This window comes from Nocardia sp. NPDC004722 (assembly GCF_053601505.1).
The window spans coordinates 1-19,201 of sequence record NZ_JBSGBY010000084.1; the positions used below are offsets into that span (position 1 = coordinate 1).

The 19,201-nt window shown below is 66.5% G+C and carries 18 protein-coding genes and 2 pseudogenes; 9 read left to right on the top strand and 11 right to left on the bottom strand.

The genetic code is table 11. The annotated features are described in order from the left end of the window. A pseudogene (locus tag ACWELQ_RS11515) lies at positions 1 to 188 on the top strand (zinc-binding dehydrogenase); the annotation flags it as partial. On the opposite strand, the gene ACWELQ_RS11520 reads toward ACWELQ_RS11515, so the two are convergent. Continuing rightward, positions 185 to 1,252 (bottom strand): metallophosphoesterase, encoded by a 1,068-nt coding sequence (locus tag ACWELQ_RS11520; protein ID WP_452396954.1) that lies wholly within the window; start codon positions 1,250 to 1,252, stop codon positions 185 to 187. The pseudogene ACWELQ_RS11515 and the gene ACWELQ_RS11520 overlap by 4 nt on opposite strands. A 162-nt stretch (positions 1,253 to 1,414) precedes the next feature. Between ACWELQ_RS11520 and ACWELQ_RS11525 the strand changes: the two genes are divergently transcribed. The 6 genes from ACWELQ_RS11525 to ACWELQ_RS11550 all read left to right on the top strand — a co-directional run bounded on the left by ACWELQ_RS11525 (position 1,415) and on the right by ACWELQ_RS11550 (position 7,205). Continuing rightward, complete coding sequence (locus tag ACWELQ_RS11525; RefSeq protein ID WP_452396955.1) at positions 1,415 to 2,770, top strand: hypothetical protein; 1,356 nt, start codon at positions 1,415 to 1,417, stop codon at positions 2,768 to 2,770. Between the two features lie 87 nt (positions 2,771 to 2,857). Beyond that, positions 2,858 to 3,649 (top strand): TIGR03084 family metal-binding protein, encoded by a 792-nt coding sequence (locus ACWELQ_RS11530; protein ID WP_452396956.1) that lies wholly within the window; start codon positions 2,858 to 2,860, stop codon positions 3,647 to 3,649. Positions 3,650 to 4,025: 376 nt separating this feature from the next. After that, positions 4,026 to 4,724: a hypothetical protein gene (locus ACWELQ_RS11535; RefSeq protein ID WP_452396957.1), complete on the top strand. Its 699-nt coding sequence runs from the start codon at positions 4,026 to 4,028 to the stop codon at positions 4,722 to 4,724. An 11-nt stretch (positions 4,725 to 4,735) separates the two neighbouring features. Then, entirely contained in the window at positions 4,736 to 5,932 is a 1,197-nt protein-coding gene (gene lhgO / locus ACWELQ_RS11540; protein ID WP_452396958.1) for an L-2-hydroxyglutarate oxidase, read from the top strand. A gap of 105 nt (positions 5,933 to 6,037) precedes the next feature. Continuing rightward, the gene (locus ACWELQ_RS11545) at positions 6,038 to 6,538 is read left to right on the top strand and encodes an SRPBCC family protein (RefSeq protein WP_452396959.1); all 501 of its coding nucleotides are present in this window, start codon (positions 6,038 to 6,040) and stop codon (positions 6,536 to 6,538) included. Between the two features lie 10 nt (positions 6,539 to 6,548). After that, positions 6,549 to 7,205 carry a ribonuclease H family protein gene (locus ACWELQ_RS11550; RefSeq protein WP_452396960.1) on the top strand — a complete coding sequence of 219 codons (657 nt, stop codon included), beginning with the start codon at positions 6,549 to 6,551 and terminating at the stop codon, positions 7,203 to 7,205. A 75-nt stretch (positions 7,206 to 7,280) separates the two neighbouring features. Here ACWELQ_RS11550 and ACWELQ_RS11555 read toward each other — a convergent pair whose 3' ends face one another. The 9 genes from ACWELQ_RS11555 to ACWELQ_RS11595 all read right to left on the bottom strand — a co-directional run bounded on the left by ACWELQ_RS11555 (position 7,281) and on the right by ACWELQ_RS11595 (position 16,897). Then, positions 7,281 to 8,228, bottom strand: a complete 948-nt coding sequence (locus ACWELQ_RS11555) for a hypothetical protein (protein WP_452396961.1) — start codon at positions 8,226 to 8,228, stop codon at positions 7,281 to 7,283. Between the two features lie 90 nt (positions 8,229 to 8,318). Further along, the gene (locus ACWELQ_RS11560) at positions 8,319 to 9,491 is read right to left on the bottom strand and encodes an MlaD family protein (protein ID WP_452396962.1); all 1,173 of its coding nucleotides are present in this window, start codon (positions 9,489 to 9,491) and stop codon (positions 8,319 to 8,321) included. Continuing rightward, a complete protein-coding gene (locus ACWELQ_RS11565) occupies positions 9,488 to 10,606 on the bottom strand; it encodes an MCE family protein (protein WP_452396963.1) in 1,119 nt (372 codons plus the stop codon). Before ACWELQ_RS11565 ends, ACWELQ_RS11560 begins: the two co-directional genes overlap by 4 nt. After that, positions 10,603 to 11,697, bottom strand: coding sequence for an MCE family protein (locus tag ACWELQ_RS11570; RefSeq protein WP_452396964.1), 1,095 nt, complete (start codon positions 11,695 to 11,697; stop codon positions 10,603 to 10,605). The genes ACWELQ_RS11565 and ACWELQ_RS11570 overlap by 4 nt, the downstream gene beginning before the upstream one ends. Then, positions 11,694 to 12,689 carry an MCE family protein gene (locus tag ACWELQ_RS11575; RefSeq protein WP_452396971.1) on the bottom strand — a complete coding sequence of 332 codons (996 nt, stop codon included), beginning with the start codon at positions 12,687 to 12,689 and terminating at the stop codon, positions 11,694 to 11,696. Before ACWELQ_RS11575 ends, ACWELQ_RS11570 begins: the two co-directional genes overlap by 4 nt. Then, on the bottom strand, positions 12,689 to 13,732 hold the full coding sequence (locus tag ACWELQ_RS11580) for an MCE family protein (RefSeq protein ID WP_452396965.1): 1,044 nt from the start codon (positions 13,730 to 13,732) through the stop codon (positions 12,689 to 12,691). Before ACWELQ_RS11580 ends, ACWELQ_RS11575 begins: the two co-directional genes overlap by 1 nt. Further along, entirely contained in the window at positions 13,729 to 15,165 is a 1,437-nt protein-coding gene (locus ACWELQ_RS11585) for an MlaD family protein (protein WP_452396966.1), read from the bottom strand. The genes ACWELQ_RS11580 and ACWELQ_RS11585 overlap by 4 nt, the downstream gene beginning before the upstream one ends. 46 nt (positions 15,166 to 15,211) lie before the next feature. Beyond that, positions 15,212 to 16,075: an ABC transporter permease gene (locus ACWELQ_RS11590; RefSeq protein WP_452396967.1), complete on the bottom strand. Its 864-nt coding sequence runs from the start codon at positions 16,073 to 16,075 to the stop codon at positions 15,212 to 15,214. A gap of 3 nt (positions 16,076 to 16,078) precedes the next feature. Beyond that, positions 16,079 to 16,897: an MlaE family ABC transporter permease gene (locus ACWELQ_RS11595; protein ID WP_452396968.1), complete on the bottom strand. Its 819-nt coding sequence runs from the start codon at positions 16,895 to 16,897 to the stop codon at positions 16,079 to 16,081. A gap of 497 nt (positions 16,898 to 17,394) precedes the next feature. On the opposite strand from ACWELQ_RS11595, the gene ACWELQ_RS11600 reads away from it, so the two are divergent. Then, positions 17,395 to 18,060: a serine protease gene (locus ACWELQ_RS11600; protein ID WP_452396969.1), complete on the top strand. Its 666-nt coding sequence runs from the start codon at positions 17,395 to 17,397 to the stop codon at positions 18,058 to 18,060. A 76-nt stretch (positions 18,061 to 18,136) separates the two neighbouring features. Here the strand turns inward: ACWELQ_RS11600 and lppU are convergent, their stop codons facing one another. After that, positions 18,137 to 18,754 (bottom strand): LppU family putative lipoprotein, encoded by a 618-nt coding sequence (lppU, locus tag ACWELQ_RS11605; RefSeq protein ID WP_452396970.1) that lies wholly within the window; start codon positions 18,752 to 18,754, stop codon positions 18,137 to 18,139. Between the two features lie 46 nt (positions 18,755 to 18,800). Here lppU and ACWELQ_RS11610 point away from each other — a divergent pair. Beyond that, positions 18,801 to 19,201, top strand: a pseudogene (locus ACWELQ_RS11610) (cytochrome P450); the annotation flags it as partial.

The following is a 19,201-nucleotide window of genomic DNA, read 5'->3' on the forward strand; positions in this document are numbered from 1 at the left end:
AGCAGGTGCGCGGGCACTACGGCTCCGCGCCCGAGGACGTGAGCAAGCTGGTGAAACTGCAAGGGCTGCAACGGGTCGACTTCTCCCGCTCGGTCAGCGCGGTCGTGCCGCTGGCCGATGCCGCCAAGGCCGTGCACGCCCTGGAGGCCAAGGAGGGCAACCCGATCCGGATTGTCCTGAAGCCCTAGGCCAGCCGACGCTGGAAAGCGTTGGTGGACTGTCCGTTCGAGAGGTCGACGGTGTAGACCCCCAGGTCCGCTGACGTGGGGGTCAGGTCCAGCACCATGAAGCCGAGATCCGAATAGTTCTCGTAGAGCGCCGTATTCGGCGTGTGCCGCCCGGACGTGTGCGGTTCGTCGTGCACCGACTTCGCCGCCGCTCCGGAGATGATCTGGCGCGTGCCCTTCGAGGCGGTATTCGGCTCCAGCACCTGCAGCGAGTGGTCATGGCCCGACAGCAGGAACTGACAGCGGCCCAGCACGTGCGCCTCGAAGAAGTCCTTCACATAGCGCCCGTCGATCGGCTCGATACTCAATCCCTCGTATTCCCCGGCATTCCCGTGCGGCCCGTTGTTCAGGTACGGGTGGTGCGTGCAGGCGATCTTCCAGTGCGCGGGCGACTCGTCGATGGCCCGATCCAGCCAGGCCGCCTGCTCGGTCATGAACTGACCGTCCGCGGCCCAGTACGGCTGGAACAGCGGCGGCAGGTAGGCGGCGATGGGATTCAGGTCCAGCACGAAGAATTCGACCACCGGCCGCTCCTGCGGGATCCGCACCGAGTAATAGCGGGACGGCATGAACCACCGGCGCGAGCGCGCGTGATAGGCCACCTCGTGGTCGCCGCGCAGCAGCCACCCGCCGTCGCCGGGCAGGATCGAGGAGTTGTCGTGATTGCCCTGCACCATCAGCCAAGGAAAGTCGAGGTCGTGGTTGGGGTCCTCGAACTTGGCCGCGAACTGGGCGTCGTCATCCGACCACGGGCCCTGCTCGTAGACGTTGTCGCCGAGGCCGAGCGCGAAGGAGAACGGCTCGCGCGCATGCTGTTCGCGCATGGCGTCGGCGACCTGCCACTGCGGGCGCGCGCCGGTGCCCGCGTCGCCGGTGAGGAGAACGCGCAGACGATCGGAATCGGGGAGCGCGAATTTGCCCTCCGCCGGGGCGTTGTCGGCCCGGGCGGTCGCTGCTGTCGCGGCCAGCGCGGCCACCCCGGCCGCGGCGGTGCCGGTGAAGAACCCACGACGATCCAATGACATGCCGAACTCCCACCTTCGCACTATTGGTCGATCGACCAGTATTCCGGACTCCGGGACCCGCCGCAGACTACGTCCCGGTCACCGGCTAGTCCGGGCCACGACACGGTACGTTCTTGGGAGTCCGATTTCTCACCATCAGCTCGGCCGTAGGGGGACGCTGCTATGACGACACTGGCCTCGGGCCTGTTCCTCGATTGGGAACGACTGACCGGCCAGTCCGAACTCGTCGTGAATCTGATCAGCTTCCCCGTCTTCAGCGCCATCGCCGGGTGGCTCACCAACTGGACCGGCGTGCTGATGTTGTTCTGGCCGGTCTATTTCAAGGGCTACCGGATCCCGGGCCTGGAGTACCTCTACCCCTACTTCCCGCGCCGCGTGCAGGTGCTGCCGACCTTCTCCGGCGACGGTAAGCGGCTCGGCTTCCAGGGCTTCATCCCCGCCCGCTCGGAGAAGATGGCCAGCATCTGCGTCGACAAGGCGCTGATGCGCATCGGCAGTCCCCGCGACTTCATTCACGAACTCGACCTCGAGGGCATCGCCGACTACATCGCCGAGGTGGGCCGCAAGCAGGTCCCGGCCATGGTCGACGAGATCATGAACCAGGAGAACCCGGACCTGTGGGGCGCGGTCCCCAATGCCGTGCGCAATGTGCTCTACCAGCGCATCGAACGCGAGCTGCCGACGCTGGCGCGGCGCGCCTTCGACCAGCTCGGCGACAATGTCGATCAGCTCATCGACATCAAGGATTTCGTCATCCGGTACCTGCGCGAGAATCCGGAGATCCTCAAGGACCTGACCACCACCATCGCCGCGCCGGAGCTGCGGTTCATGGTGCGGATCGGCCTGCTGGGCGCGCCCTTCGGCCTGCTGCTGGCCCTGTATATGCAGGTGCACCACCACATTCCGGTGCTGGGCTGGCTGCCGGGCTGGTTGATCATCCTGTCCGCGACCGCGTTGATCGGCGTGATCGTGAACGTGATCGCGGTCAAGGTGGTGTTCGAGCCCGGCGATCCGCAACCGCGCTACAAGTACCTGTGGAAGCAGGCGTTGCTGGCCAAGCGGCAGCCCGAGGCGGCGGCCGATCTCTCGCACATCCTGGCCTACCAGGTGCTCACCCTGCCGAACCTGGCCCGCGAACTGCTCGACGGACCCAATGGCGACAAGACCCGGCAGCTGCTGGAGCGGCTCATCTCCCAGGAGATCCACCGCCAGCTCGGTCCCACCCACTCGGTGGTGCGCAGCGTCTTCGGCAAGCGGCAGTTCGACAATCTGAAGATCGGCGCGACCACGGCCGCGGTGAGCCTGGCCCCGAGCCTGGCCGACGATCCGGAATTCGCGGCGGCCCAGGCCAAGAAGATCGACGAGTTCGCCGCCCGCAAGCTGCAACAGCTCACGCCCGGCGAATTCATGGAGATGTTCTACGCCTCGATCGAGCAGGACGCGTGGCTGCTGTATCTGCACGGTGCGGCGCTGGGCCTGGTGGTCGGTGCCGTGCATCTCATTCTTTTCGGCTGGTAGCGGCCACTTTTCAGCACCGGGCACGAGCGGCCGGAAAAGCAAGCACGCGTGCTTGCATTTTTCCGGAGCGGCTGCGATGCTGGCCGGGTGGCCGATCTCGAGGCATTGCTCGCCGACTTCACCGCCGAATGCGCCGATCTCGATCGGCTGGTCGCGGACCTCGATCCCGCCGACTGGCAGCGTGACACCCCTGCGGCCGGGTGGACCATCGCCCACCAGATCGCCCACCTGAACTGGACCGATCAGGTCGCCGTGGTGTCCGCGACCGACGCGGTGAAATTCGACGAGTTGGTCCAGGAGGCCCTGCCCAAGGTCCTCACCTTCGTCGACGAGGCCGCCGAGGCGGGCGCGAAAACGCCTGCGCCGCAACTGCTCGCCGACTGGCGCCGCGATCGCGCCGCGCTGGTCGAGGCGCTGCGCACGGTCCCGGCGGGCACCAAGCTGCCGTGGTTCGGGCCGCCCATGAGCCCGGCGTCGATGGTCACCGCGCGCCTCATGGAGACCTGGGCGCACGGCCAGGACGTGGCCGACTGTCTGGGCATCACCCGCGAACCGACCGCACGCCTGCGTCATATCGCGCACATCGGCGTGCGGACCCGCAATTTCGCGTACATGACGCACGGAAAGACCGCGCCCGGCGAGGAATTCCGCGTCGAGCTGACGGCTCCGGACGGGAGCGAATGGACCTGGGGACCGGAGGATGCCGCGCAGCGTGTCACCGGTCCGGCCCTGGATTTCTGCCAGCTGGTGACCCAGCGACGGCACTTCGACGATCTGGCCCTGGACGTGCGCGGGGACGACGCGCGCGAATGGCTCGGCCTGGCCCAGGCTTTCGCCGGTCCCCCCGGAAGCGGCCGAACGGCGGGTCAGTTCGCCTGACCCGCCGTCATCCCGGCCTCCGACCAGAATCCCAATTCCCACAGGGCTTGGTCCTTCAGGGAAACGAGGTCCCCGAGAGGGAGCGAACGAGCGCCAGCCTGGGTGCGCCGTGCCTGGTGCCGACCGGACGCCGTTGGCCGGAGGTCTCTTCGATGGCAGTCGAGTTGGCGCTCGCCGCTATGAGGTTTTTACCCAGGCTTTCGACGGGGAAAACCTGATGATGTCCAAGCTTTCCATCTTGTGATCCTGGTCATATCGGTGGCCGGTGTTACCTGAGGTCACCGTAACCTGGACGCGCGTACGACTTTCAATGGTGCGGGTCGCTGCGTCGTCCAGACGCAGGGGGACCAGGGGAGAGGGAAAGGACGCACCAGTCATGTCGCATGAACTCGCGCCGCAGGCGGCCGGGTCGATCCGCCGCACCGCGCAGGTGTTCCGCTACAGCGCCATCGTCACCGCGAGCATGGCCAGCATCGGGCTGACCGTCGCCGCCGGTTCCTACATCGCCAACGAGATGGCGCACGAGCCCGGGCGGCTCGCCGCACCGCCGACCGAACACCCCGCGCTCGTCGAACTCGGCGGCGGATCCACCCAACCGGACGATCGGGTGGCGGGACCGCTGTCCGACAAGGTCGGGCTCACCTCGCTTTTCACCACCAACCCGATGGAATCGGTTCCGGTGCGGTCGATCCCGGTCCGGGTTCCCAGCACCGGAGCGTCCACCGCGGCCGACACTCCGCACCCGCTCGTCGGCCAGGTCCGGCTCGGCACCACCTATCTGGGTGCGCAGGTCGCTGCGGCACAGCACAATTCGATCTCGCTCACCGTCGACACCAATGTCTTCGCCACGTTCGCCGACATCCTGCTGCGCAGCCCGCTGGGCGAGCAGCTGGGCATCACCGGCGATCCGACGGCCAATACCCAGCTGCGGACCGATGTGGACAGCCACGGTGACGTGACGCTGACATTGTCGGACCCGTCGCTCGGGCGCTACGGCGTGCAGATCGCCCGCCATCCCGTCCCTGCCACCGACCCCGTCGCGAATCGGGAAGACTCGGGCCTCACCGCTGTGTGAGACTTCCCGGTGTGTACGACTTCTGCGTGATCGGCGGCGGCATCGTCGGGGTGGCGACCGCGCACCGCGTTCTCGAACGCCATCCCGGGGCGAGCCTGCTGCTGGTGGAGAAGGCCGGGCAACTCGGCCTGCACCAGACCGGCCACAACAGCGGGGTCATCCATTCGGGCATCTACTACGAGCCGGGGAGCCTGAAGGCGCGGCTGTGCGTGCGCGGCGCGCAGCTCACCAAGGAATTCGCCGCGGCCCAGGGGATTCCGTTCGAGGAGTGCGGAAAACTGCTGGTGGCCACCGACGCCGCCGAACACGCGCGCATGCTCGCGCTCTATGAGCGGTCGGTCGCCAATGGCGTCGAGGTGGACCTGCTCGACGCCGCCGAGCTGCGGCGGCGGGAACCGCGGATCACCGGGGTCGGGGCGCTGTTCGTGGCGAGCACCGGCATCATCGACTACGGCAAGGTCACCCGGGCGCTGGCCGAGCAGGTCCGCACGGCCGGGGGCGAGATCGCGCTCGGCACCGAGATCACGGCCATCAGCGAAACAGACTCAGCGGTAACCATTTCCGGGCCGTCCGGGAGCTGGCAAGCCCGGCGACTGGTGGTGTGCGCCGGACTCCAGGCCGATCGGATGGCGCGGCGGGCCGGACTGGACGTCGCGCTGCGCATCGTGCCGTTCCGGGGCGAGTACTACCGACTGCCCGCGGCGCGCAAAGGTCTGGTGAACACGCTCATCTATCCGATCCCGGATCCCGAATTGCCGTTCCTGGGTGTGCATTTGAGCCCGACCATCGACGGCGAGCTGACCGTCGGGCCGAACGCGGTGCTGGGCCTGGCGCGCGAGGGATACCGCAAGGGCAGCGTGAATCTGCGCGATGCCCGGGAGATCCTGGGCTATCCGGGTTTTCACCGGGTGGCCGCCGCCAATGTCCGCACCGGGCTGCGGGAGATGCGGAACTCGCTGTTCAAACGCGGTTACCTGGCCGAGTGCCGCCGCTACTGCCCGGAGCTGACCGCCGCCGACCTGCAGCCCCGGGAGGCGGGCATCCGCGCCCAGGCGGTGCTGCGCGACGGCACGCTGGCCCACGACTTCCTGCTGGAGCGCACCCCGCGTTCAGTGCACGTGCTCAATGCGCCGTCGCCCGCGGCCACCTCGGCGCTGCCCATCGCCGAATACATCGTCGACCGCTTGAACGACACCGCGACCGCTTGAACGACACCGCCTGAACCTGTCGAGCAACCCCGTTTGGGCGACTCCCTGCAATAAATAGGATTGCTGTAGTACTTTTGGTGGCAGCCGTGGGACAGGGAGCAGCCTATGGGCCATTTCAAGTACGCGAGTGACGTCGGAGCACCGGTGGAGGTCGCGTTCACGTACACGGACAACCATCAGTTCGTGCCCGACTGGGCCTTCGGCGTCGTCGCCTTCGAGCCGATCGGGGATTCCGATCACGGTTCCGGAGCCGTCTTCGCCGCGACCCTGCGGGTCGGCCTGTGGCATCCCACCATCGAGTGTGAGATCTCCGACTACCGCCGCAACGCGGTCATCGAGTACACACTGCGCCGACGCCGGACGGGGAAGCCGACGTCGGCGTGCAACAACTTCTGTGTCATCACCCTGCGCTTCGATCCGCTCGGCTACGGCCGCGCGGTGCTGACCTCGGAGACCGAGTATTGGGTGCCGCGCGGTCTCACCGGCAAGTTGCTGGGAAAGATGGCGGCCGCATTGGTGCAGGCCACGGTCCGGCGAACGGAGTCGCAATTGCGTAGGGAGATAGAGGAATTCCACGGCACCGATCTTGTCGGCCGGATCGCGTAGGGTAGGCCGCATGATCATCGTGAGCACCGACGGATCATGCCTGCGTAATCCGGGCGGCGCGATCGGCTGGGCCTGGGTCAATCACACGGGCGGGTCGGCAAGCGGCGGTGGGCCCTCGGGCACCAACCAGATCGCGGAGTTGCGTGCACTACTCGAGGCCATCCGCGCGCATCCGAGCGCGGAACCCCTGCTCATCGAGAGCGATTCGCTCTACGCCATCAAGTGCGCCTCCGAATGGATCAACGGCTGGCGCAACAACGGCTGGAAGACCTCCACGGGCGCGGCGGTCAAGAATGTCGAGCTGATCCAGCAGATCGACCGCGCCATCGCCACCCGGCCCGGCCCGGTCCGCTTCCGCTGGGTGCGCGGCCACGTCGGCAACTACTTCAACGAGCAGGCCGACACGCTGGCCGGGCAGGCCGCTCGGCGGGCCGCCGCCTCCGGCGTCACCGAACCGGAGGAGCCGGGGCCCTTAGACCCGGTGACCGAGCCGCTCCCGATCCAGGAGCCCAAGACCGAGCCGCTGCCCATCACCAAGCCCGCCGACGCGGAAAAGGTCGGGGCCGCCGAGAAGGTCACGGCCGCCACGCATTCCGCGCCGCAGACGCCACGCCACCGCGCGGCGGCCGCGAAAGCCCCGGCGCCCGAGGCGCTCACGCTGTTCTGACGCTGTCATTCCACAGGATGACGAAAGGGCCTGTCCCCGGCGGATTCCGGAGACAGGCCCTTCGTATAGGTGCTGCTAGTTGCCCGGCTTCGGGGCCGCGCTGGTGGGCGCAGGCTGCGGCTGGCCCGAGGGCGTCGCCGACGGGGCGGGAGCTCCGGGCGTACCCGAGGGCTGGACGCCCTGCTGGTCGTTGCCGCCCGCGCCCGGGAAGAGCGGGTTCTCGTCACCGGCGTAGACCGGCTGGAACTTCGAGACCAGCCACTTGCCGTCGTGCTTCTCCAGCTCGACGTAGGTCGGGATGGTCAGCACGATGGGCTTGTTGTGGAAGTCGTTGGTGGAGGTCTGAGTCAGGCTGACCAGCACCGTCGCCTTGTCCGAGTCGCCGGACTCCCAGCCGCAGCGCAGCACGTTCAGCGAGGACTTGGCGTGCGCGCTGGACAGGATGTCCTTCACGTCGCCGGCCATCGGATCGAACATGGTCTTGAACTCGCCGGTGATCAGCGCCTGCACGCGGGGACCGAAGTCGTTCCAGGTGCTCTGGTCGTAGACCGAGACGGCGCGGGCGAAGTTGCACGCGGCCGCGCTGGCGGAATCGCGCTCGGCGAGTTCATTGCTCTTGGTGTGCGACTGCCACCAGAACGCGCCGAGCCCGGCCAGCGAGGCGACCAGCAGCACGCCGAGCGCGATCAGCGCCGCCATCGGCACGGCGATCTTGCCCGCGAGCGAGGAGTTGGGCAGTTCGGCCCGCGGCTTGTCGGCGTCCGGAGCGGCCGCCGTCGATTCGGCTGCCGGTTCGGTCTTTTCGGCGGTCGCGATCACCTCGGTCGGCGTCTCCTGCGCGATCACCTCGGTGACCGGCTCCGCCTTCGTCAGCTCCGGCTTGGCGACAGCCTGTTCGGCGCTGTCGGCAGCCTGCTCGACGCTGTCGGTGGCCTGTTCGGCGCTGGCTGCGCTGTCCTGGGCATCGGCCTCGGCGATGGAATCGTCTTCGGTTTTCTTGTCCTGGGCAGCGTCATCCGACATGTATCGATCACTTTCCCGGTGCGCTGCGGACGCACCGTCTAGGTTTCGTCAGCGAGTATGCCTGTTGCGCATAAGAGCTGCGACAGGCACTCACTTGAGCGGCGGCAGGGTCCGCTCGTTCGGATCCGAGCCGGCGGGCGGGAGCGCGCCATTGTTGGGCACATCCGGTCGCGGGGCATTGCCCGACCCGCGGATCTGCTGATCCATGGGCGGGTTCTGGCAGTAGCCCGCCCATTTCGGGAAGGTGCTGTCGGTGGCCACGTCCGGCCGGACCTTCTTGGTGACGTAGTCGCACCAAGTACGCGGCCAGATGTCGACGATGGTGTAGAACTCGCCGTCGTGCCCGGGGACGCCCATCGCGGAGGTGCCGACCACCAGCGACGGGAACAGTGCCCGCAGCGCCGGGGTGCGCAGCTGCGCGGCCTTGGTGATGGCCGCGAAGTTGGTGGCCAGGCTGGTCATCGGATCGGCGGTCTTGTCCAAGACCGCGCCGAGGGCCTGCATCTGACCTGGCGCCTGCTCCAGGATCTTCTGGAGTTCGGCATTCGCGTCGTTGAACTGATTGAACAACACACTCGAATTACGGGTCAGCGTACCCAGATCCGGCTGCGCCAGCGAGGTGGTACCGGTGATGGTCTGCAGGTTCTTGAGCAGATTGGTGGTCTGCGGCAGCAGATTGTCCAGGCCGGTGGTGGCCAGGCTGATCGCGTCGATCATGGAGCGCAGCTGATCCGGCCCGCCGGAGAGCGCGGTGTCCAGCTCGGTGAGGATGACACTGAACTTGTTCGGGTCGATCTCGGAGATCATGGCGCTGGCATTGTCGAGCACCGACCACACCGGGGTGGGCGTCTTGACCTTGTTCGCGTCGTACGCGATCACGGATCCGTTGTGCAGGAACGGCGCCGACTCGACATTCGGGCGGAAGTCGATGTACTGCTCGCCCGCGCCCGAGAGCGCGCCCACCGCCACCACGGTGTCGGTGGGGATGGAGTACTTCTTGTCGATCTCGGCGGTGGCCGCGATGGCCGCGCCGTCGTCGACGAGCTTGATGTCGGTGACCTTGCCGATGCGGTAACCGCGCAGGGTGACGTCATTGCCCGCCTGCAGACCGCCGGAACGGTCCAGATTGACTGTCACCCGGTAGGTTTGGCGCAGCGGGTTCACCCGCATCACGCTGATCGCCAGGTAGGACGCGCCGAGCAGCAGGATCAGCACGAGCGCGGCGTTGGACACCAGGTTCTTGTGGCTTTTCACCCAGTTCATCGGTGTCCCCCGTTGATCCGGCCGTAGATGATCTGCAGGACCTGGATCAGGCTGCCCCCGAAGTCGTTGAGGTCCTTGAGATCCGGGAACTTGCTGTTGGCCGGGTCGGTCAGCAGACCGATATCCAGCATGGAAAGGGTGGCGGCCACGGCCAGCGTGTCACCCTTGAACGAGGCGTCGACCTTGGGCCGGATCTCGTGCAGGGCGTCGAGCGCGGGGCCCAGGGTCTGATCGGTCTTGGACAGCGCCGTCATCAGCTGGGAAAGATTGTCGAGCAGGCTGGCCAGCGAATCCGAGGTGGTGTTGGCGTAATCGCCCAGTGCCGCACTGGTTGTCGAGATCTTGGTGAGCAGATCGCCCAGCGCCTGGTTGTTCTCGGCGATGGCGCCGATCATGCCGGGCAGGGTGTCGGCCACCTGGCCGAGCTGCTGATGGTTGGCCTCGATGGTGTCGGCCAGTGCGCTGAAGCCGGCGAGGGTGCCGTCGATGCGCTGGCTGTTCTTGTTGAGACTGGCCATCACACTGGTCATCTGGCTGAGCACATGGCCCAGCTGTTCGCCGCGGCCGCCGACGATGGAGTCCATCTCGGAGGTCAGCTTGGACAGGCTGGCGATGCCGCCGCCGTTGAACAGCAACGACACCGACATCAGCAGCTCTTCGACGGTGGCGCCCGCCGAGGTGTCGGTGATGGTGTCACCGTTCTTCAGCATCACCGTGTCGGTCGCGGTCTTGGGCTTGGTGATGACCGAGACGAACACGTCGCCGAGCGGGGTGGCCTGGCGCAGTTCGGCGGTCGTGCCCTTGGGCAGCTCGATGTCCTTGCGGATGGCCAGGTCCACATAGGCGTGGAAATCCTTGGTGGTGATCTTGGTGACCACCCCGACATCGGAACCGCCGACCTTGACCTTGGCCTGGTCGGGCAGGTTCAGCGCATTGTCGAAGGTCGCGTGAATGGTGTAGGTCTCGCCGCCCGCACCGGGTTTGGGCAGCGGCAGGCTCTCCACCGTGAGGCCGCACCCGGAGGCGACGACCGCCGTCGCCGAGACCGCGATGGCGACGACCGCACGCCGGGCCGCACGGCCCGAACGCAGCTCCCGCAACAGGCGATTACTCATTTGGTCATTCCCAACATCGCCGCCATGAGCCCGAAATCGGGTCCGAAATCTTCCATCTTGCCGGTGCGGCAACCGTCCGACTTCATCTGGATGCGCTCGCAGAACAAGCTGACCATCTCGCCGGAGAGCGTGGTGCCCAGGATGGCGTGCAGGCGGATGAAGTTGCCCTGCCGGTTGACCGACTTGTCGAGGTTCTGCATGAGCAGCGGTGCCACGTCGACGATCTCGGTGACCCCGGCCGCGTTGTCGCGCAGCTGCTTGGTCACCGCGGTCAGCCCGGTGAGGGTGCCGTTGAGCTGATCGGAGTACTGCGAGAACGCGCCACTGGTGTTGGCCAGGAAGGCGTTCAGCTGATCCAGCGTGGCCTGCAGGCCCGGGGCCTGATCGGCGAGCAGCCCGGTCATCTGGGTGATCTTGTTGCTGAAGCCGCGCACCGAATCGTCGTTGTCGGCCAGCATGCTGGTCAGCTCGTTGAGCTTGATGATGATGGTGGAGATGGCGTCCTTGTTGTCGACACCGGTCTTCAACGCGCCCGAGAGCGCGTTGAGCACATCGCGCATCTTCTCGCCGTTGCCGTTCATCATCGGGTACAGGACGCGACCCGAGAGCGGACCGACGCCGTCCTGCCCCTCTTGGGGTTTCAGCGCGGCGGCGAAGCTGTCGATGGTCTTGATCATGGTGTCCAGCTCGACCGGGGTCTTGGTCTGCTGGGTCGTCAGGTGTGCGCCGTCCTTCAGCTTGTCCCCGCCGGTGTAGCGCGGGGTCAGCTCGATGTGCCGGTCGGTCACGATGGACGGCGAAACCAGTGCGGCCTGAACGTTCTTGGGGATATCCACACCCTTGTCCACCGTCATGTGGACCTCGGCGTACATGCCCTTCGGCACGATCTTGTCGACCCGGCCCACCTCGAGCCCGAGCACCGTGATCGGGTTGCCCTCGAACATGCCCGCGATATTGAGGAAGTCCGCGGTGAAGTGCTGGGTCTGACCCGCGGCGTCCTTCACCCCGAGCGGCACGATGGAGCATGAGCCGATGGACAGGCCGACCGCACCGATCATGGCGGCCTTGGCAATTCGCATACCGAGTGTCATTGGTGGCACCCCTCGTTCACCTGCGCGAAGCACAGCCAGTTGTCCGGGAACAGCCACGGCAGTGCGACCTCGCCGTAGTTGCCGTTACCGAAGGCATTGTTGAACTGCCGGACGGACGGCGGCAGGATCGACAGGAACCGGTCCAGATTGTCCTTGTTCTTCTGCAGGCCCTCGGCCATGGTGTTGAGCTGAATCAGGGTCGGGCCGAACTGATTCTGGTTCTGCGCGCCGATCTGCTGCAACTGCCCGCTGAGCGTGGCGATATTGTCCAGCAGGCTCTTGAGCAGGCCCTGGCGCTCCATCACCCGGCTGGCGATGGCGTCGCCCTGGGTGATCACCAGCAGCAGGCTGTTGCGATTGTCGCCGAGGATCTTGGTGACCCGGTCCAGGTCCTTGAGCAACTGGTCGACCTGGTCCTTGCGGCTGTTCATGGTCTTGGCCAGCGCGCCGATGGCGTCGAGCGCCTGCACCGTCATGTTCGGGGTGTCACCCATCTGCTGGTTGATCAGATTCAGCGAATCCGCCAGCTTCTTGGTGTCGAGTTCCTCGAACTTGGGCGTGCCCTCCTGCACCACATCGGCCAGGTTGTAGGGAACGACGGTGTTGGACTTGGGAATCCGGTTGCCCTTGAGGCCGGAGCCGTCGCCGGGCGTCAGGTCGATGTAGCGCGCGCCCAGCAGCGTCGCCATCTTGATCGACGCCTTGGCGTCCGGCCCGAGCTTGACCTTCTTGTCCACGTTCAGGGTGATCAGCACGTGGTCACCCTCGAGCTCGGCGCCCGAGATGGTGCCGACCGGAACGCCCGAGACATCCACCTTGTCACCGACTTTGACGCCGGCGGTCTGCACGAATTCGGCCTTGACGGTCTGCTGACCGATGCCGATCTGCTTGTAGGCGGTGGAGCCCAGCAGCAGCGCGGCGATCAGGGCGACGCCGCCCACGCCGAGCCAGAAGTTCTTGTTGGCGTTGAAGCGCGATTTGAGTTTCGTCATCATGGCCGGCACACCGCCGAGTGGGAGTTGCCGCCGACCTGCGAGAACAGGCCGCGCGGGAAGAGGATGCCGTACAGCGAGACGTCCAGGCTGCACACGTAGGCGTTGGCGTAGGTGCCGTTCTGGGTGAACTTACCCACGTTGGCCAGGATGGCCGGCAGGTCCACCGCCGCCTGGTCCAGCTTGGCGCCGTTGTTGAGCAGCAGCGCCAGCGCGTCGTGGCTGGCGTTCTGCGCCAGCACCAGCTTGGGCTGAATGGAGCCGAACATGCCGACCAGAGCGGTGGTGGCGTCGGCGATCTGGACCGTCGAGGACTGCAGCGACTGGCCCTGCGCGTAGAGGCCGCCGATCAGCGCGCGGGTCTGGGTGACCAGCGTCTCCAGCTCGTCGCCGCGCTTGGCCAGACCGGACATCACGCCCGAGAGGTTGGTGATGACATCGGAGAGGATGCCGTCACGGCGTTCGAAGTCCGAGGCCACCGAGGCGGCCTGGGTGATGAACGCGGCCAGCGACACATTGTCGCCCTGCAGCGCCTGGATGAAGGTGTTGGACAGGTTGTTCACCTGCTCCGGCTGCAACACCTGGAACAGTGGCTGGAATCCGTTGAGCAGGGCCGAGACATCGAAGGACGGCTCGGTGCGCTCCAACGGGATCGACGCGTTGTTCTTCAGCGCCACATGATCACCGGTGTGCGGCTTCTTCGGATCCGGCGGCGCCAGCGCGACATAGCGCTGGCCGATCAGGTTCTGGTAGCGGACCAGCGCCTTGGTATCGCCGAACAGCGTCTGATCGCGCTGCACGATGAACTTCACCACCGCCTGGTTCTTCTTGTCCAGGTCGATCGACTCGACCTTGCCGACACGCACACCGGCCATCCGGACGTCATCGCCCGCACGCAGGCCGAGCACATCGGTGAAGGTCGCGCTGTAGGAGTTGGTGCTGCCCGACACAGTGCGTGCGAGCGTGTTCCAGATGACCGCGGTCACCAGGACGGACACGATCGCGAAGATGGTGAATCCGATCAGCGGTTTGCGAATGCTCATCGGCCGGCACCGTTTTCGGTCACTTGCAATGTGGCACCCTTCAGGATCGGGCTCAACAGCAGGTATTCGGCCGCGGTCGGACGCCGGCCCAGCAGGGCGGTGATGGCGTCGTCACCGGTGAGGGCGATATTCCCGGCGGTGGGCACCGAACCCGGCTGGCTCGCCGGAGCGGCCGCGGCCGGAGCCGGAGCCAGGTTCGGGAACAGGCCCTGCAGCGGGGTGCCCGCGAGCGGGTCGGTGCCCGGCTTCTGGGCGGCGTCGGGCGCGTCGGTGGGGGTACCGGTGGCGGTCAGGCCGGGGATCAGCGGGAAACCCGCGGGCGGCGGCGTGATCGGGAGGCCCTGCGCGGCGTCGATGGCCTTGGGCCGCATGGCCTCCGGCAGCGTGCCCGGATCCGAGACCAGCGGCGCGGTGGCGCAGCTGGGCGCGGCGAGGTCGCCGTAGCGCGGGCAGTCGTCACGGGTGTAGGGCTTGTACGGGGTGAAGGTGAGGCCCATGTTCCACCGCATCTGTTGCTGCGGACCCCAATTGAAGGTCGAACTCAGCCTGCGCACCGAGTCGTTGAGGTTCGAGATGGCCTGCGGGATGGCGTCCGGGTTGTCCGCCAGCGCGCCGAACAAGGCGCTGGACCCGTTGGTGACGTCCTTGCCGACATCGGGGTTGCGAGCGAACAGCCCGTTCACCTTGTCGATGGTGTTGGAGGTACCCGCCAGCAGCGAGGTCAGCTCGGCGCGGCGGTCGGAGATGGTCTTGGCGGTCTCGACCGAATCCTTCAGCACGCCCATGAGTTCGGGCGCGGACTGGTTGAGCGCGTGCATGGAACCGGACAGATCGTCGAGGAAGCCGCCGACGTCCGGCACCGAACCGCGCACCTGCTCGAGCCAGCGGTCCAGCCGCTCGACGGTGGAGCCGGGCATGCGCCCGCTGCCGTCCAGCGCGTAGGACAGCGTGCCGAGCACGCGGCCGAACTGCACCGGATCGATCTGGCCGAGAATGTCGCGGACCTTGGTCAGGGTGTCCTGCAGGGCGATGGTGCCCTTGGACTCGTCCTGCGCGATCTGCGAGCCCTCCTTCAGGTGCGTGGAATCCGCACCGTTGTAGACGAGTTCGACCGAGGTGACGGCGAACAGGTTGGAGGGCACGACGCGCGCGGTGACATTGGCCGGGATGCCGGGGGCGTACTCGGGTTTCATCTCGATGTGCACCTCCTGCTTCTCGCCCTTGGCCGCGACGGTGACGTCGTGGACCGCGCCGACCAGCACGCCGCGGAACTTCACGTCCGCGTTGGCGGGCAGACCGTCGCCGGTGGTGGTGAGATTGGCGGTGACATTGACCTTTTCGACGCCGTAACCGCGGTAGCGGGCGAACAGGAAGCCCAGCACGACGGCCACGACGGTGAGGCCGCAGACCCCGGCGATGAGCAGCTGCCGCATCGTCGGTCCGCGCCCACTCGGATCGATAAGCATGGTGTGCGGCCCCCTATCCCGAGATCCGGATGCCGGGGTTGACGCCCCAGATCGCCAAGGTCATGAACAGGTCTGCGAAGACGACCGCGATGATGCACAGCTTGATCGCGCGACCGGCCGCCACGCCCACGCCCTCGGGACCGCCGGAGGCGAAATACCCGTAGTAGCACTGGACAAAGGTGGTCAGCGCGACGAACAGCACCGCTTTCAGCAGTGAGTACAGCACATCGTGCGGAATCAGGAACTGATAGAAGTAGTGCTGGAAGGTGCCTGTCGCGGTGCCGCCCACCAGGGCCACGGTCAGCGAGCAGGAGATGTAGGCCAGTGGCAGCGCGATGCAGTACAGCGGCACGATGGCGATCATGGCCGCGATCATGCGGGTGCTGACCAGATACGGAAGCGGCCGGATGGCAACCGATTCCAGCGCGTCGATCTCCTCGGAGATGCGCATGGCGCCCAGCTGCGCGGTGAACCGGCAGCCCGCCTGTGCGGCGAAGGCGACGGTCGCGAGCAGCGGGCCGAGCTCGCGGGTGGTCGCGAACGCGGAGATGGCACCGGTCAAAGGACTCAGGCCCAGCAGGTTCAGCGAGGTGTAGCCCTGGATGGCGACGGTCATGCCGCCGAACGCCGACAGGATCAGCACCACGCCGATGGTGCCGCCGCCGACCACGAGATTGCCGTTGCCCCAGGTGACGTCGGACAGCAGCCGCCAGACTTCCTTGGGGTAATGCTTGAACGCCATCGGCATGGAGCCGATCGAGCGCAGGAAGAAGAAGACCTGGTGACCGATGCGCGCCAGCCAGTCGCGCGGCGCACCGGCCACACCCTTGAGCTTGTTGAGCGGCCGCAGCAGCGGCGGTGTGTAAGTAGCGGACACGGCTCAGACCACCTGCGGCGGGAAGAGTGAGTTGTAGAGCTGCGTGATGATCAGATTGACGCCGAAGAGCATGACGGCCGACATGACCACCGCGGTGTTCACCGCATTGGCGACACCGCCCGGGCCGCCCTTGGCATTGAGCCCGGAGTCGCAGGCGATGATCGCGGCGAGGAGGCCGTAGATGAGCGACTTGAGCAGCGCGACAACCAGGTCCGTCGTGATGGCGAAGGACGAGAAGGTGCCGATGTAGGAGCCGGGGGTGCCGTTCTGCACGAAGATGTTGAACACATAGCCGGTCAGGAAGCCGACGAAAACCACGAAGCCGCACAGCAGTACGGAGACCAGCATGGCCGCGCCGAGGCGGGGAGCGACCAGGCGGCGCATGGGGTCGACGCCCATCACCTTCATGGCGTCGATCTCCTCGCGGATGGTGCGGGAGCCGAGGTCGGCGCAGATGGCGGAGCCGACCGCGCCGGCGATCATGAGCGCGGTGACCAGTGGCGCGCCCTGCTGAATGATGCCCAGCCCGTTGGCCGCACCGATGAAAGAGGTCGCACCGACCTGCCCGGCGACCGAGCCGACCTGGATGGAGACGATGACACCGATGGGAATGGCGACCAGCAGCGTGGGGGCGGCCGCGACATTGGCCATGAAGGCGCACTGCCGGATGAACTCCGCGAACGGGAAGCGACGGCGGAAAATGGCAATGAAAAGTTCGGCGACCGCCGAGACGCCCATGGACATCATCCGGCCGCCGGTTTCCAGCGAGCGTTTCGGATGGTCCTGCCAGTACCCCTTGGCCCAATCCACGGCCGCATTCATCCGTGATGCCGCGGGTGGACTCCCCTGGTCCGCCGGGCTCGTGGTCACGTGCACTGACTACCCCTCTCGACGCCGGAGTTACCCGTCCCCGGCGACTGTTGCTTGACGCACCTTACTACGGAGTTAGGAAAAGCACATCACCGATTGTGGTTCCGGTCATAGACCCGGATCACTTTCGTCTTATGGCTGTGAACAGCCACATCAGGGTTGGTTTCGAGCCCAAAAAGCCAGGCAGTTATCTAGAACATGTTCTAATTTAGACCGACGGTCGCAGATGTGAACATCGACCGGGTAACAATTTATAGGATCAAATTTATCGGAATTCGATAGCGCATGTGCATTGTTCCGATATCTCCATCCAACTAGGTATCAGCCCCGAACCCCAGCAGGACACGGCTCGGCAACATGTGGCAGTACAAGAGGCAACCGGGCACGAATACTGACAGGATGAGTAACCGCAGGTTGAGATTCGTGCGGCTTCCGACGTCTGGAGGGACATGATCAAGAAATTGGCCGGGGCGGGCGGCGCTTTCGCCGTCGCACTGAGCACCGCGCTCTTCGGCGCCGGAGCCGCCACCGCCGATCCCGCGCCCGCCGTCATCGGCGGCGGCTCGGGAATCATCATTGACGACCAGTTCGAGTGCACCGTGACCACCATCGGCCACGACGGCGGCGGCCGCCTGGTCGGCATCACCGCCGGGCACTGCGGCGACGCCGGGGCCAAGGTCTGGGCCGAGAAGGACAGGGCCGCAGGGCAGATCGGGCAGTTCGTCTACTCCAACCACGACCTCGACTACGCCGTCATCCAGTTCAACCCGGACCGGGTCATCCCGGTCAACCGGATCGGCAATGTCACCATCACCGGACTCGGCGGCCCGCCGGGATTCCCGATGATCGTCTGCAAGGAGGGCCGCACCACCGGCAACACCTGCGGGCTGTCCTGGGGTGACGTCTTCGACACCAGCGTCGAGACCTGGAGCCAGATGTGCGTGGTGGAAGGCGATTCCGGCGCACCGGTCGTCGTCGGCACCACGCTGGTCGGCATGGTGAACGCCTACCTGGCGGTGGCCTGTTTCGGTCCCGAGGTGGGCACCAATATGAGCTCGATCATGGCCGACCTCAACGGTCGTGGCGGCACCGGCTCCGGGTACTACCCCATCTAGCCGGAGAAGTACTGCGGGGCGGCGATTTTCGGATCGCCGCCCCTTCTCTTTCGAATCAGAGCGTGTCGACTTTGCATCAGAGCGTGTCGACGCAGACGACGACCTTGCGTTCCTCGTAGACATAGCCCTGGTTGTCGCCGGGGCAGGAGTCGACGCTGGTGGTGTTCTGCAGGATGGAGACGACCTTCACGCCGTCGGTGGCATCCCGGGTGGTGCACGGAATCCGGTGTGCCACATCGGTTCCGACCTCCATGCAGTCACCGACCCGCCAGTCGATGGTCAGGCACAGCGCGCCGGTCTCGATCCCGTTGAGGGTCTCGTAGTAGACCTGGTCGGCGCCCTTGCCGCACTGGGCGTTCATCGGGGCCTTACCGGTCACCTGGTAGTTGGCGTCCGGGCTGCCGCACACGGCCGAGTCGATGGTGGCGTCGGTGGTGGTGCCGCCCAGCTTCACGCAATCGCCGATCGAGGCCTGGAAATCGGTGTGGCCGCCGCGGTCCGCGCGCGGGGTGGTGCTCGGCGCGCCCGGCCCGGGCTTGCCCGTCGGCTTGACCGCGGTGGTGGCGGGAATCAGATTGTCACCGGAGGCGGCCCGCGGGTGACCGCTCACGGTGGTCGCACAGCCGCCGAGCAGCAGGGTGACGACGGAGATCGCCGGGATCACGATCCGGGCGGAAAGCTGCTGACGCGACACGACTGGAGTCCTATATTTCGAAACAAACAGATTTGCCTTAGCGCCCATGAATACCACGACCTCCTGGAGCGCCATGCCCGACATCCTCGAGTGGTACGTCTCCCGCCGGTACGGACAGGCCGGGGATCCCTTCCGGGTGCGCATCCCCGGCCTGGGATCGGTCCTGTTCACCGCCACCCCGGACGGAGCGCGCGAGGTGTTCCGGGCACCTGTCGAACTGCTCGAGCCGCCGCTGCCCAATCCCATCGAGCCGATGGTGGGCGCGGCCTCGCTCATTCTGGCCCGGGACGCACGACACAAGCGGGAGCGCGCGCTGCTCGCCCCCGCCTTCCATCGCAATCGAATCAGCGCCTACGGCAACGCCATTCGCGACGCGGCCCGGGCCGAGCTGAGCGGCGAGCGGACCGGCGACCCGTGGCGGCCGGGTGCCCGTGTCGACGCCCGGGC